At 54.1% G+C, this 13377-nt stretch carries 14 protein-coding genes; 11 read left to right on the top strand and 3 right to left on the bottom strand.

What is annotated here, in order from left to right; all coding sequences use genetic code 11:
- Positions 1-37 precede the first annotated feature (37 nt).
- Positions 38-883, bottom strand: a complete 846-nt coding sequence (locus AC13H5_RS13475) for a DegV family protein (protein WP_215189394.1) — start codon at positions 881-883, stop codon at positions 38-40.
- 4 nt (positions 884-887) lie between these two features.
- The gene (locus AC13H5_RS13470) at positions 888-1736 is read right to left on the bottom strand and encodes a lipoate--protein ligase family protein (protein ID WP_214711072.1); all 849 of its coding nucleotides are present in this window, start codon (positions 1734-1736) and stop codon (positions 888-890) included.
- 100 nt (positions 1737-1836) lie between these two features.
- On the opposite strand from AC13H5_RS13470, the gene AC13H5_RS13465 reads away from it, so the two are divergent.
- From AC13H5_RS13465 to AC13H5_RS13455, 3 genes are all read left to right on the top strand, one after another.
- On the top strand, positions 1837-3132 hold the full coding sequence (locus AC13H5_RS13465) for an HD domain-containing protein (RefSeq protein WP_138858727.1): 1296 nt from the start codon (positions 1837-1839) through the stop codon (positions 3130-3132).
- Between the two features lie 23 nt (positions 3133-3155).
- A complete protein-coding gene (locus tag AC13H5_RS13460) occupies positions 3156-4742 on the top strand; it encodes a Na/Pi cotransporter family protein (protein ID WP_483546014.1) in 1587 nt (528 codons plus the stop codon).
- A gap of 132 nt (positions 4743-4874) precedes the next feature.
- A complete protein-coding gene (locus tag AC13H5_RS13455; RefSeq protein ID WP_138858729.1) occupies positions 4875-5186 on the top strand; it encodes a hypothetical protein in 312 nt (103 codons plus the stop codon).
- A 52-nt stretch (positions 5187-5238) separates the two neighbouring features.
- On the opposite strand, the gene AC13H5_RS13450 is transcribed toward AC13H5_RS13455, so the two are convergent.
- On the bottom strand, positions 5239-5427 hold the full coding sequence (locus tag AC13H5_RS13450; protein ID WP_012727443.1) for a 2-hydroxymuconate tautomerase: 189 nt from the start codon (positions 5425-5427) through the stop codon (positions 5239-5241).
- Positions 5428-5591: 164 nt separating this feature from the next.
- Between AC13H5_RS13450 and ypfJ the strand changes: the two genes are divergently transcribed.
- The 8 genes from ypfJ (at position 5592) to AC13H5_RS13410 (ending at position 13364) form a co-directional block, all read left to right on the top strand.
- Complete coding sequence (gene ypfJ / locus AC13H5_RS13445; RefSeq protein ID WP_138858731.1) at positions 5592-6446, top strand: KPN_02809 family neutral zinc metallopeptidase; 855 nt, start codon at positions 5592-5594, stop codon at positions 6444-6446.
- Positions 6447-6553: 107 nt separating this feature from the next.
- On the top strand, positions 6554-7402 hold the full coding sequence (locus AC13H5_RS13440; protein ID WP_034779356.1) for a MurR/RpiR family transcriptional regulator: 849 nt from the start codon (positions 6554-6556) through the stop codon (positions 7400-7402).
- Positions 7399-7854, top strand: a complete 456-nt coding sequence (locus tag AC13H5_RS13435; protein WP_483546013.1) for a GNAT family N-acetyltransferase — start codon at positions 7399-7401, stop codon at positions 7852-7854. The genes AC13H5_RS13440 and AC13H5_RS13435 overlap by 4 nt, the downstream gene beginning before the upstream one ends.
- A 144-nt stretch (positions 7855-7998) precedes the next feature.
- Positions 7999-8892 (top strand): N-acetylmuramic acid 6-phosphate etherase, encoded by an 894-nt coding sequence (gene murQ, locus AC13H5_RS13430; protein ID WP_483546012.1) that lies wholly within the window; start codon positions 7999-8001, stop codon positions 8890-8892.
- Positions 8893-8904: 12 nt separating this feature from the next.
- Positions 8905-10278, top strand: coding sequence for a PTS transporter subunit EIIC (locus AC13H5_RS13425; protein WP_034779348.1), 1374 nt, complete (start codon positions 8905-8907; stop codon positions 10276-10278).
- A 52-nt stretch (positions 10279-10330) separates the two neighbouring features.
- Positions 10331-11383 carry a DUF871 domain-containing protein gene (locus AC13H5_RS13420; protein WP_483546011.1) on the top strand — a complete coding sequence of 351 codons (1053 nt, stop codon included), beginning with the start codon at positions 10331-10333 and terminating at the stop codon, positions 11381-11383.
- A 57-nt stretch (positions 11384-11440) separates the two neighbouring features.
- Complete coding sequence (locus tag AC13H5_RS13415) at positions 11441-11944, top strand: YwhD family protein (RefSeq protein WP_214753637.1); 504 nt, start codon at positions 11441-11443, stop codon at positions 11942-11944.
- A 157-nt stretch (positions 11945-12101) separates the two neighbouring features.
- Positions 12102-13364 carry a dicarboxylate/amino acid:cation symporter gene (locus tag AC13H5_RS13410; RefSeq protein WP_034779341.1) on the top strand — a complete coding sequence of 421 codons (1263 nt, stop codon included), beginning with the start codon at positions 12102-12104 and terminating at the stop codon, positions 13362-13364.
- Positions 13365-13377 lie beyond the last annotated feature (13 nt).

Genomic DNA, 13377 nt, shown 5'->3' with positions numbered 1-13377 from the left:
CGCCCCAGGAGGGTGCTCGCGGTTTTTCGTTTGCTCGTCATGCTTCAAAATAGCCGACGACGAGCAGGCCTGGGCCTGTATGTGCCCCGATGGCCGAACCGACGATCGTCTTCGTGACGCTCGCCGGGTTCATATGCTGCCGAAGCAACGCCTCGAACTGATCGGCTTTGACCGGGTCGTCCCCGTGACCGATGAAGACATGCCCACCCTCGACGAGCGGTTTCGACTCGGTCATCCACTCAGCGATGCGCCGCATCACCTTCTTGTGACCGCGAATCTTCTCGATCGGGACGAGCTTGCCGTCTTCGACCGTGAGGAGCGGTAAAATCGTCAACAAGTCACCGATGAATGCGCTCGTTTTTGAGACACGACCGCCGCGCATCAAATACTCGAGCGATTCGACCGTGAACAAATGACGGATTTTGCCGACGAGCGACGTCGCGTAGGCGACCGTCTCTTCATACGAGTGGTCCTGGCCATATTCAGCGACCGTTTTGACGAACAATCCTTGGCCGACCGAGGCGGCGCGCGTATCAAGAATATGGAACGTACTGTTCGGGTATTCTTCTTTAAGTAGGTTTCCGACCATGACGGCCGTCTGATAGGTGCCTGAGAGCTCACCGGAGAAAGCGAGATACAGGAACGGGATTTCCGATTCGAGATGTTGACGGAAACATTGTTCGAGGCGGGCCGCCTCGATTTGGAACGTCTTCGGCGTCTTCCCGGCACGCATCGCGTCGTACACGTCTTTCGGTTGAATCGTTTCACCGTCTAAAAATTCGTCGTTGTCGATGACGACACCGAGCGGTAGCATTTCGAGACCGTACTCGACGATCTGGTCTTGGGTCAAATCGGCGCCGGTATCGGTTATGATTTTAAACATGCGGTCACTCCTCTATTAATTGTTGTTCAATCTCACGGATCGGTTCATTGCGCTTCCACATCCGGTCGAGCTGGGTCACGAGCATCGCCTGCTCGTCTGCGTCGAGAGTGCCAGGTATGAGCCGGCTCACGTCACTGAGGACGGTGTAGGCGCGACGCAACACGTCATCGACAGTGAGCGGGATACCGAGCAAGTCCTCGAGTGACGCCATCGTCTCAGGGACGATGGCCGGGTAGGTGAACTTTGTCGCTTCGCCTTGGATGGCGCGCTCATAAAAATCACGGATGAGGGCGGCGCGTTCGCTCCCGCTCTTGCGGACGCTCAAATAAATTTGGACAGCGACACCGCCACGGACACGGCGCTGTGAGATGCCGGCGAACTTCTTGCCGCCGATGGATAAGTCGAAACTGCCGGGACAGTAAGATCCAACGATTTCGCCAGCGACAATGTCTGTCGTCACGTCTTGAAACATGAGTTGGATGAGCGACGTCATCGCCTCGTAGCCACTATCGATTTGAATTCCGTCTTTCTCAGGTAGAATCAGGGATAAGTTCAATACGTCTTCATCCAAGACGACGGCAAGCCCTCCTGAATTTCGCACGACGGGACGGAATCCATGTTCATGTAGAAAACGGATGCCGTCTGACAAGTGAGGCAGGCGGGCGTCTTGAATGCCGAGCACGACCGTGTTTAGATGAACCCAGGCCCTGAGGACGGCACCAGACGTTGCGGTCGAGGCACAGAGCGTGTCGTCCGTCGCGAACGATTGCTCGGCTTGAAACGCAGGACCGAGCGAGGACTGATCGATGACACGGTAGGTCGGTTGTTGTAATAATGGATGGGTCATATACATAATTCCTTTTCAATAAATAATTTCCTTCCCATTATAGCATGGGAGGAACCACGCGCTAGAAGTCGAATCCAATCATTAATGAAACGTAGGGGGCAACGTCATGTACACGTCACGAGGTCAATTATCGGGGTCGAAAGTGTTCAAAGATCCGGTTCACCGCTATATATATGTCTATGATCATCTCGTCTGGGAATTGATCAACACGAAAGAGTTTCAGCGCTTGCGGCGCATCAAACAGCTCGGGACGTCGTTTTTGACGTTCCATGGCGCCGAACATACCCGGTTCCATCATTCGCTCGGCGTCTATGAGATCGCTCGGCAGCTGATCGACCAATTCCACGAGTATCCAGAGTGGGACGACCGCAACCGGGAGCTGTTGCTCGCAGCGGCGCTCCTGCACGATGTCGGTCACGGTCCGTTTTCACACGCGTTCGAGCACGTCTTCGCCGTTCGCCACGAGGTATGGACCGAACGAATCATCCTCGGCGACACGGAAGTGAACAAAGTGCTGTCGGAGATGGGCGTTGGTTTCCCGGAAGAAGTGGCGGCCATCATCAATAAGACGCACCCGAACCGCTTGCTCGTCAATATACTGAGCTCGCAGCTCGATGTCGACCGGATGGACTATCTGCTTCGCGACGCCCATTTCGCTGGGGTCAGTTATGGGAAGTTCGACCTTGAGCGAATGCTTCGGGTGTTGCGTCCTGACGAGGACCAAGTCGTCGTCAAACAGTCGGGGATGCATACGATTGAGGACTATATCATGCGCCGCTATCAAATGTATTGGCAAGTCTACTTGCATCCGGCGACGCGATCGAGCGATTTATTGCTCAAAGCCGTGCTCGAACGGGCGCAAGAACTATACGAATCGGGTTATTCTTTCGAGATGACTCCAAAGCATTTCTTGCCGATTTTTAACCATGAAGACATGACGCTCGAGCATTATTTGAAGCTCGATGAGACGATCGTCTATTTCTATTTCCAGGAATGGATGGATGAGGCGGACCCGATTTTGGCCGACCTTGCGAGTCGCTTCGTCAACCGTCGTTTGTTGAAATATAAGAACTTCCCGGAAGCGAACCGCGTCCGCTATATGGACCGCTTGCGTTCAACGATGGAGGCAATCGGTTTACCGACCCGCTACTACTTGCTCGAGGATCAGCTCAGCCAATTGCCATACGATTTGTATAAAGGGCACGGGACATACGAAGGCATCTATCTCAAAATGAATGACGGCGACCGCCGGGAAATTTCGGAAGTGTCGATGCTCGTCCAATCGATTTTAAACTCACGACAGTCCGACGAGAAAATCTATTATCCGGAGGACGTACTGCTCAACTTGAAAGATCACGCATCAGAAAAAACATGGATGTTGTCAACGTTACGAGGCGATTGAATCGTTGAAAAGGAAGTGACACCATGGGAATCGGCACATTGGTCGGGGGAGTCGGCATCTTCCTACTCGGGATGATGCTGTTGACGGATACGTTGAAAAGCATGGCCGGGGAACGGCTCCGGCAACGATTGAATCGCTTGGCTGAAGGACCGGTTTCGGGTGCCTTTCTCGGGGCGACGATGACGACGTTGTTTCAGTCCTCGACCGTGACGACGCTCATGACAATCAGTTTTGTCAGTGCCGGCCTGCTGACGTTCACCCAAGCGCTCACACTCGTCATCGGAGCGAACGCGGGCAGCGCGACGACCGGATGGATCGTGGCGCTCTTAGGTTATAACGTCGATATCCGCGAGCTGTTGCTCCCGCTCATCGGGGTCGGCATGGCGCTGCGCTTGATCGGGCGGCGTGTCAAACGCATCGGCATGCTCATGGTCGGGCTCGGTCTGATTTTCGTTGGCATCGGGACACTTCAAGAGGCGATGCGCGACGTCGTCACGTTCTCATTCGCCGGTTGGGAAGCGGACACACCGTTGCATCAACTCGCACTGCTTGGGACAGGATTACTGATGACCGTCCTATTACAGTCCTCGAGCATTGGTCTCGTCTTGACGATGACGGCGCTCGCGACCGATACGGTGACGCTCGCCCAATCCTGTCTGCTCGTGCTTGGACAAAGCGCCGGGACGAGTCTCGTCGTCGCCATCGGGTCGATCGGAGGCTGGAAGTCGGCCCGCCGCATCGTCTTGGCGCACGTGCTCGTCCACGGCTCGATTTTACTTATCGGCTGGCTAACCTTCCCGCTCTTGTTCGGCGTCGTCAACGGTGTGGCCGACCGTCTCAATTGGAACGAACTGTTGCGGCTCGCCTTGTTCCACACGTCGTTCCATCTGCTTGGTGTGTTCACGTTTTTGCCGTTCCACGAGGCGTTCAGCCGTCGGTTGCTGAAGTGGGTCCCGAGCCGGGCGGAGAAGCTGACCCGGTTCTTGAACCCGAACATGGCCCGCATCCCGACGGTCGCGCTCGAAGCGGCCCGACGCTCGTTGATTGAAATCGAGCGCTATCTCGCCAAAGAGACGAAACTGTTACTAGCGGAAGGACGAAAGCGCGACGACGAGCTCCAACTCGTGGAGAAGACGCTCGGGGACGTGCGTGTCTTTTTGAGCACGATTCAATTGGAGGAAGGGCGGGGCCGCAATGACTATGGGCAACACTTGTCGCTGCTTCATACGATTGATCACTTGGAGCGGTGGCTGTTCGTCATGCGTGAAGTCGACCCGGTCGACGCCCTTCGGGATACAGACTTCCTAGTCGCGCGCCAGCTCGTCTTGCATGAACTCGACATGTTGGAGACGCTCAACCATCACACGCCCCCGGAAGAGTCTCGGCAGTGGAAGACGGCCTCGAAACAGCTCGCCGAATATCGAAAAGCGCACCGGGCCGAACTGCTCGAGGAGACGGCGGCCAATCAACTCGAGATGGACCAAACGATTCAAAAGGTGCAAGCTCTCCTCTGGCTCGACCGAATCGGCTATCACATTTGGCGTGCGACGCGTCATCTCATTAAACCGACCGTCCCGAGCGAGCGGTTTGAAGTGAATTTGGAAGACTGACCACATTTGTAAAATTACATCCAACATTTATTATGTAATTGAAAATATATACCAAAAAAATAAAAATCCAAACATCGTTAACATCTATATTTGTATAATGATTGTACATTAGACATTATGGGAGGATTTTTTATGCCATTTAGAAAACCTGTTTCAACAATGGGCGGATTGAATTTTTGGAGTAATGTTCAACAAAATGAGCACTTTGTGATGCAAAAACACAAAACTGGGCTCTGGCCATATAAATTCCGTATTTTAATGAGAGCAACGTCTAAAGAAATTGCCAATGCGAATGATTTAGAAACGATTCAATATGATTGGAGATTCCTTGAGACTAATGCGGTTCCACGGATTGATGAGAGCGGCTTTTTAGAAATCACTAAAGTCGAAACAATCGTAGAAGATTTGATTATGAAAACTATTTCTAATAAAATGCCGTTTTGAGGTAAAAAGAATGCCATGTCCACAACAGGGACATGGCATTCTTTTTACCTCATTACTTCTTGTCCGCGTGCATAACGCCGGCTTGACCGTAGTGCGTCGCGTCCATCTCTTCGATGAAGACGGTGATGTTTTCTTTCGGGGCGTTCGTCGTCTCCGAGACGGCGTCCGTCACTTTTTCAATCAAGGCACGTTTTTGTTCGACCGTGCGGCCTGGGAGCATTTTGACAGTTACGTATGGCATAACATTTCCTCCTTTTAGTTCGTTCCCTTTCATTCTAGTGAAAGGTGGGGCGGGTGGAAAGCAGAAAATCGATTGAACGGACGGTACAAAGAAAAAATGCAGGTGCGAAATATGTGAAAACGGGGTAAGGAACAAGACAGACTAGACGTAGGAGGAACAGGCGGATGAAATGGAAGGGTAGACAAGCAAGTCGTAACGTTGAAGATCGACGGGGACAACGTGTCGGAGGGAAAGGGATTGCCGGGATTGGCGGAGGCTTCGGTCTCATCTTGGTCATCGTCTTCACGTTGCTGAACGGGGGCAATCCGGCAGACATTGTCAACAACATCGGAATCGGCGAACCACAGTCGTCCGAGACGTATCAAGGTTCGGCACGAGAAGAAGAGATGGCAGACTTCGTGTCGGTCGTGCTAAGGGATACCGAGGAAGTATGGACCGATATATTCGCGGAGAACGGATTGACGTATCGGGAACCGACGCTCGTCTTGTATAAAGACCAGGTTGAATCTGCCTGCGGTATCGCGGGATCGGCTGTCGGACCGTTCTACTGTCCCGGTGACCAAAAGCTATACATTGATTTAAGTTTCTATGATGAACTCAGTCAACGTTTTAACGCACCGGGTGACTTCGCGATGGCGTATGTCGTCGCCCACGAAGTCGGCCACCACGTCCAGACGTTGCTCGGCACGACCGATGAGATCATGCCGCTCCGTAACGAGATGAGTGAGACGCAGTTCAATAAATATTTGGTCCGCTTCGAGCTTCAGGCCGATTATTATGCGGGCGTCTGGGCCCACCACGCCCAAGGCATGGGCTACCTCGAGGCCGGGGATGTCGAAGAGGCGATGAACGCGGCGCACCAAATCGGGGATGACACGCTTCAAAAACAGGCACGCGGCTATGTGACGCCAGACTCGTTCACCCATGGGACGTCCGAACAGCGGAAACGCTGGTTCGACAAAGGGTTCCAAAACGGGACGATTCAAGGCGGCGATACGTTTAATGCCAAAAACTTATAACGATCAGGTCAAGCTTCGGCTTGGCCTTTTTCATATCCAAGTTGGCTTGTGCAGAAAGAATCCGCTATCATGGAAACAGAAACTAGAAGTAGGAAGGGGATGACCCGATGGAATCCTTACTCAAAAAAATCGAACTCGCTAAAAGTGAGATGACGTCTGTCGAGAAGAAAATCGCAGACTATATTTTGACCCACTCGACGCTCGTTCCGAACATGACGACGAAAGAACTTGCTCAAAAGACGGATGTGTCAGAGGCGAGTATCGTCCGGTTCGCCCGCGTCGTCGGCATCGACAGCTTCAAGGCGTTCAAGCTCGCCCTCGTCAAAGACTTGGCCATCACCGAGACGACACTCACCGACTTCAACGTGTTACAGCAGAAAGACACACCGTACGATTCGTTTCAAAAAGTCATTCATGTGAACAAGATGGCGATCGAGGCGTGCGCCGAGGCGATGGACAAACGCGAGCTCGAGCATGCGATCGATACGTTCGCCCGAGCGAATCGGGTCGTGTTTTATGGGGTCGGCGGCTCGTCGACGGCGGCGTACGACGCCCAGTACAAATTCACGAAACTTGGCTATGCGGCCCAGACGTCGCAAGACTTCCATTACATGTTGTCACTCATCCCGCATCTCGGACCGAACGACGTCTTCGTCGCCATCAGCACGTCGGGTCGGACGAAAGACGTGCTCGAACTCGTCCGCTTTGCCAAGAAGAAAGGGGTGCCGGTCGTCGCCATCACGGACCTCGATAAATCTCCGCTCTATCGGGAGGCGGACGTCCGTCTTTGCACGCCGAGCGTCGAACGTGACTTCCGGATCGCGAGCATCGCGTCACGGATGACCCAGTTGACGATCATCGATACGCTCTATATGGGTCTGTTGCACCGAAAAGGCGAAAGTTTGATTGACCGTTACGCCGAGGCGCGTGACGAGATGGTGAAGTTGCGCCGATGATTCACGTTTATGATGCGACGTGGCGCGACAAGGTCGCGGCGTTCTTGTTGCGGCAGTCGGCGTTCGCAAGCTTGAACGGACAGACGCCTGAAGCGTTTCGAGACGAGAATTTGACCGACTTTGAAGCCGAAGGGACCGTCAGCCTCGTGTTTGAAGAAGGGGGCGTCATCGCGGTCGCTGATTTGTTGAAAGAACATCCAGTCGACGGATCGCTCTGGCTCGGCCTGTTCGTCGTCGACGAGCGATTTCATGGTACCGGTGTCGCGCAACGGCTGTATGAGCAACTTGAACAGGAATATATGCGCCCTTTCCAGACGGTGTTTCGGCTCGGAGTCTTGCCGCACAATGAACGGGCACATCACTTTTGGGAACGACAAGGTTATGTGTACGAAAAAGATTCCGTCACGGCACGGGGCGACCACGTCCACGTGATGAAGAAACTGGTCGAATGATGGGCTCGGTCCGATATGGGCTGGGCTTTTTCTATGGAATGGGTAACATCCTCATTTCTTTTATGAAATTTTACTTCCTTATTTTTTTAAATAAATTTGACTTTTAATTTCAAGTTAGTACAATGAAATCAGAGAGAAGAAAGGATGGTGGCGATGTTAGACAAACTGGCTACTGAAAGACGGAATGAACGAACGATGCACTTGGACGAGATGGCGGTCGAGGAGTTCCTCGCGGTGATGAACGAGGAAGATCAATCGGTCCCCCACGTCATTAAAGAAGAGCTATCGGTCATTGCCGAAGTGACGAAGCGTGCCATCGCATCCTTCAAACAAGGCGGGCGTTTGATTTATATCGGCGCAGGGACGAGCGGACGGCTCGGTATCTTGGATGCGGCAGAATGTGTGCCGACGTTCGGCGTATCACCGGACATGGTCGTCGGACTCATCGCCGGAGGCGAGCGCGCGCTCATCAAAGCCGTCGAGGGAGCAGAAGACAGCAAGGATTTGGCAGTCAGTGATTTGAAAGCGCTTCACTTGAACGGGAACGACACGGTCGTCGGAATCGCCGCGAGCGGCCGGACACCGTACGTCATCGGTGGGCTCGATTACGCCCGCGAAGTCGGGGCGACGACGGCTGCGTTATCATGTAACAAAGGATCAAAAATCAGCGACCACGCCGAGTATAAAATCGAGGTCGAGACGGGACCGGAAGTGTTGACCGGATCGACCCGATTGAAAGCAGGGACGGCGCAAAAACTCGTCCTCAATATGATTTCGACGGCGTCGATGATTGGGGTAGGGAAAGTGTATCAAAACCTGATGGTCGACGTGCAGCCGACGAACGAGAAGTTGGAAGTGCGAGCCAAACGGATGATTGCGGAAGCGACAGGGGTCGACGAACAGACGGCCGCGCGTTATTTTGATTCATCCGGTGGGCACGTCAAGACGGCGATCGTCATGATTTTAGCCGATGTCCCGCATGCGGAGGCAGTCGAGCGATTAGAGCGTGCGAACGGATTCGTCCGTGACGCATTATAAGGGGGATTCGAGATGAAGAAAGAAGAGGTTCTTGCGCATGCGATACTCGAGCATGTCGGGGGGAAAGACAACATTCGTCAACTCGCGCACTGTATGACACGTGTGCGTTTAGCGCTCAAAGATCCGACGAAAGCGGATCTTGCCGCCTTGAAACAAATCGATGGTGTCATGGGTGTCATCGATGATGAGACGTTGCAAATCGTCGTTGGCCCGGGGACGGTCAACCGCGTGGCGGATCACCTCAGCCGTGAGACGGGACTCGCCATCGGAGAAGAATCGGTCGACGCGAACTTGACTCCGGACGAACGGGCCGCCATCGAACGTCAAAAAGTGAAAGACAAACAGAAGTCGCCGTTCAAGCGCTTCTTGCGTCGCTTAGGGAATATTTTCATTCCACTCATTCCAGGACTTGTCGCTTCAGGTATCATTAACGGAGGAGCCAACTTCGCGAAGAACGCCGGGGTCGACCCGACGGAAACGTGGATGCAAATCCTCTTGTTGCTCGGTAGCACGGTATTCGCCTACCTCGCCATTCTCGTCGGTTGGAATACGGCAAAAGAGTTCGGCGGGACGCCGGTACTCGGTGCCATCGCCGGGGGGATCCTCTTCAACCCGGTGCTCGCGGACATCACCATTTATGGGGAACCGCTCGTCGTCGGGCGGGGTGGACTGTTCGGGGTCATCTTTGCCGCTTGGCTCATGACGTACATCGAGAAACATGTCCGTCGCTTCATGCCGACAGCGGTTGATATCATTTTCACACCGCTTCTCACGGTACTTGTCGTCGGTTTCACGGCGCTCTATGCGATCATGCCGGTCGCAGGCGTGTTGTCGGACGGTATCATGCAAGGTCTTAACGCTGTGCTCGAAGTCGGTGGACCGGTCGCAGGGGCTGTTCTTGCTGGATTCTTCTTGCCGCTCGTCATGGTCGGATTGCACCACGGACTCACACCGATTCACTTGGAGTTGCTCAACACGGTCGGTAACACGGCACTCTTGCCGATCTTGGCGATGGCCGGGGCCGGACAAGTCGGGGCAGCACTTGCCATCTTTGTGAAGACGCGCAACCAACGCCTCCGTAACATCATCAAAGGGGCGATCCCGGTCGGATTCCTTGGCATCGGTGAGCCGCTCCTCTACGGGGTCACGCTTCCGCTCGGTCGTCCGTTCTTGACGGCTTGTATGGGCGCAGCGGTCGGCGGCGCATTCCAAGCGACGATGAAGACGGCAGCACTCGGGATTGGGGTCTCGGGTCTCTCGCTCACACCGCTCATCGACAACGGCATGTACTTGACGTACATCGCAGGTCTTGTCATTTCGTACACGGCAGGCTTCGTCTTCACATATTTCTTCGGATTCAAAGAAGAGATGGCGGACGGAATTTAACAACCGAGGCGGCTCTTTGGAGTCGCCTTTTCATTTAAGAGGAGGTTTTCTGATGAAAGGATTATCGGTATATTTGAGCGAACCGCTCACGTCAAACTTCAAGGCATGGGTCGGACGCATGCGTGAGATTGGCTTTACGTCGATGTTCACATCCCTACATATTCCAGAGGACGACCCATCCGTTTATACGGAACGATTGCGACAGCTTGGCATGCTCGCAAGTGAACTCGACATGGAGCTGTTCGCCGATATCGCGCCAACGTCGCTTGCCGCGCTCGGCAAAACGTGGGATGATGCCCACACGCTCGTCGAGTGGGGTGTGACCGGACTGCGCGTCGATTACGGCGTGACCCCGAAACAAGTCGCCGACTTGTCGACGCGGATGACGGTCGCCTTGAACGCGAGCACGCTCACAGAAAGTGAGCTCGCGGAGATGAGGCGGCACGGTCTCGTGACGGACAACGTCGAGGCATGGCACAACTTCTATCCGCGCCCAGAGACGGGGCTTGATCGAAACTGGTTCGATGCCAAGAACGAATGGTTGAAACGCCAAGGATTGAGCGTTCAAGCGTTCATCCCGGGAGATGGGTCACTCCGCGGACCGCTGTTTGAACGGTTGCCGACGCTCGAAGACCATCGAACGTTATCGACGTTTGCTTGTTACTTGGACCTCGCCGATTCGGTCGATCGCATTTTAATCGGTGATCCGGGACTTGCTGACGAGACGATTGAACAGTTCGCTTCAAACGCCGACGGGATGCTCGTCCTCCGGGCCGAAGCAGAGACGACGATTGAGGCTGCTTTCTATCGCGTCCAGACGAACCGGATGGACCCGGCGCGTGACGTCGTCCGTTCGGTCGAGTCTCGGGCTTACGGCCGACCTGGGGACCGCTTGCTTGAACCGATGGATGCGAGACCGCGTCCGCTTGGGACGATCACGGTCGATAATGCGGATCACGGGCGCTATGCCGGCGAGATGCAAGTGACGAAACGGGATCTTCCGCCTGATGCACGAGTCAACGTTCTCGGCCGGGTCATCGAGGCAGACCGGCCGCTCATCCGTGCCATCGGACCGGGTACGACGTTTCGGATTGAATGGTGCTGACGTTCCGGATTGCCACATTCCCTCGTCTTTGTGTACAGTAGAGAGGGAGGGAAGTCTATGAAAGAGATTAATTTTAACATCGTCGCTGACGATTCGACCGATGGCCACGGCGGTTTTGGGGTCGGTTCGCTCAGTTTGAACAATATGTCTCCCGTCATCATCGATGTCGAGGCGGGGACCGCGGTCATCGATATGGGGGCCATGCATGCTAAATCGGCGATCGAGAAACGCATCAAGTTTTTGACGGATCCGGAAGCGGTGCCGAACGGCAAACCGTACTGGATCGTCTGGGTCACGGTCGGTCGAAAGCCGGAAGGGTTCTATTATGGCGGTGTCGCGGCCTGTGACATGTCGGTCGACCTTGAGGCACGGCGCGGATACAAGCTGTTGCCGTACCACGTCAACCAGATGGACAAATCGCTCAAAGGCCGTATTCTCATCGATATGATGGACGCACCGTCACGCAGCGTGCTAGCCGCGTTTTTGAAAGAACATCGTCCTGAGATTTGGGAGCAATCGACCGAACTTCAAACCGAACTTGCGCGTCTCGATGCCGAGTGAAAAGATTGGACCGTTTTGGTCTCCAATCTTTTTTGTTTTCGTTCAAGTGAAGATGGGAACATGAACTTGTTATGATGTTGTGATTTTACCGTAATTGTATGAATATTCAGCATTATGCTATACTAAACGCACTGTGCAAAAAAGAAAGGGTGACACGATGAGTGAAACGAAGAAAATTTTAATTGGCCTCGCCTTAGGGGTCCTTGTCGGGCTAGGGCTCGCCGGTCTGTCCGGTAACGTATATGACATCGTCAATACGTATATCCTTTCCCCAGTCGGTACCGTATTTTTGAACTTGATTAAAATGCTAGTCGTTCCGATCGTCTTCTTCTCGATCATTCTCGGCGTCATGGGTCTCGGGGACCCGAAAGAGCTCGGTCGGGTCGGATCGAAGGCACTTCTCTTCTTCTTGACGACGACAGCGCTCGCCATCATCTTGGCGATGGGTGTCGCTTCGGTCATCAAACCAGGAGAGCGTGGCGATTTCCAAACAGCAAACCTTGAATTCGAATCGGGTGCGGCTGAAGAGTCGTCAAACATCGTGCAGACATTCGTCAACATGATTCCGACGAACCCGATTCAAGCGCTCGCTGAAGGCAACATGCTTCAAATCATCGTGTTTGCGGCTCTCATCGGATTTGCGATGATCGCTCTCGGCGAACGGGCCAAAACGTGGCGCCGTTTCGTCAAACAAGGCGACCGCATCATGATGCACTTGATTCACTTGGTCATGAAGCTCGCCCCATACGGCGCGTTCGCTTTGATCGCCTCGGCCATCGGAGGTATCGGTTTCGATGCTGTCAAAGCGATGGCGTGGTATATGTTCGCGGTCGTCTTGACGCTATTTTTACACTCGGTACTCGTCTACGGCGGGGCGCTCGTCCTGCTCGGGAAGATGAGTCCGGTTTTCTTCTTTAAAAACTTCTACGAAGCGATCACGCTCGCGTTTTCGACGTCGTCTTCGAACGCGACGCTCCCTGTATCGATGGAACTCGCCCAGACGAAGCTCGGCGTGCCGCGTTCCATCTCCTCATTCGTTCAGCCGCTCGGCGCGACGGTGAACATGGACGGGACGGCGATCATGCAAGGGGTCGCGACGATTTTCATCGCCCAAGTATTCGCGGCTGATTTGACGATGACCGAACTCGTGACGGTCGTCATCACAGCGGTACTCGCCTCGATCGGGACGGCGGGTGTACCTGGTGTCGGGCTCATCATGCTCGCGCTCGTCTTGCAGTCGGTCAACTTACCGGTCGAAGGGATCGCCCTGATCATCGGTGTCGACCGTATCCTCGACATGCTCCGGACGTCGGTCAACATTACCGGCGACGCGACATGCGCGGTCGTTGTCTCGAAACTTGAAGAGAAACACCTTCCACCTGTCGACGAAGACGCGTGGGATGAAGTCGAAGCAAAATAAACAGAAGGCTGAC

The sequence above is a fragment of the Exiguobacterium sp. FD-YE-25-4 genome (assembly GCF_057004685.1).
The sequence above is the reverse complement of the archived record's forward strand: the minus strand, read 5'-3'. Positions and strand labels throughout refer to the sequence as shown.

What these genes read in the sequence shown, in the direction of transcription:
- AC13H5_RS13475 (WP_215189394.1), bottom strand. Translation starts at nt 883, where the DNA reads ATGTTTAAAATCATAACCGATACCGGCGCCGATTTGACCCAAGACCAG.
- AC13H5_RS13420 (WP_483546011.1), top strand. Translation starts at nt 10,331, where the DNA reads ATGAAAGGATTATCGGTATATTTGAGCGAACCGCTCACGTCAAACTTC.
- AC13H5_RS13425 (WP_034779348.1), top strand. Translation starts at nt 8,905, where the DNA reads ATGAAGAAAGAAGAGGTTCTTGCGCATGCGATACTCGAGCATGTCGGG.
- AC13H5_RS13415 (WP_214753637.1), top strand. Translation starts at nt 11,441, where the DNA reads ATGAAAGAGATTAATTTTAACATCGTCGCTGACGATTCGACCGATGGC.
- AC13H5_RS13470 (WP_214711072.1), bottom strand. Translation starts at nt 1,736, where the DNA reads ATGTATATGACCCATCCATTATTACAACAACCGACCTACCGTGTCATC.
- AC13H5_RS13455 (WP_138858729.1), top strand. Translation starts at nt 4,875, where the DNA reads ATGCCATTTAGAAAACCTGTTTCAACAATGGGCGGATTGAATTTTTGG.
- murQ (WP_483546012.1), top strand. Translation starts at nt 7,999, where the DNA reads ATGGTGGCGATGTTAGACAAACTGGCTACTGAAAGACGGAATGAACGA.
- AC13H5_RS13440 (WP_034779356.1), top strand. Translation starts at nt 6,554, where the DNA reads ATGGAATCCTTACTCAAAAAAATCGAACTCGCTAAAAGTGAGATGACG.
- AC13H5_RS13450 (WP_012727443.1), bottom strand. Translation starts at nt 5,427, where the DNA reads ATGCCATACGTAACTGTCAAAATGCTCCCAGGCCGCACGGTCGAACAA.
- ypfJ (WP_138858731.1), top strand. Translation starts at nt 5,592, where the DNA reads ATGAAATGGAAGGGTAGACAAGCAAGTCGTAACGTTGAAGATCGACGG.
- AC13H5_RS13435 (WP_483546013.1), top strand. Translation starts at nt 7,399, where the DNA reads ATGATTCACGTTTATGATGCGACGTGGCGCGACAAGGTCGCGGCGTTC.
- AC13H5_RS13460 (WP_483546014.1), top strand. Translation starts at nt 3,156, where the DNA reads ATGGGAATCGGCACATTGGTCGGGGGAGTCGGCATCTTCCTACTCGGG.
- AC13H5_RS13465 (WP_138858727.1), top strand. Translation starts at nt 1,837, where the DNA reads ATGTACACGTCACGAGGTCAATTATCGGGGTCGAAAGTGTTCAAAGAT.
- AC13H5_RS13410 (WP_034779341.1), top strand. Translation starts at nt 12,102, where the DNA reads ATGAGTGAAACGAAGAAAATTTTAATTGGCCTCGCCTTAGGGGTCCTT.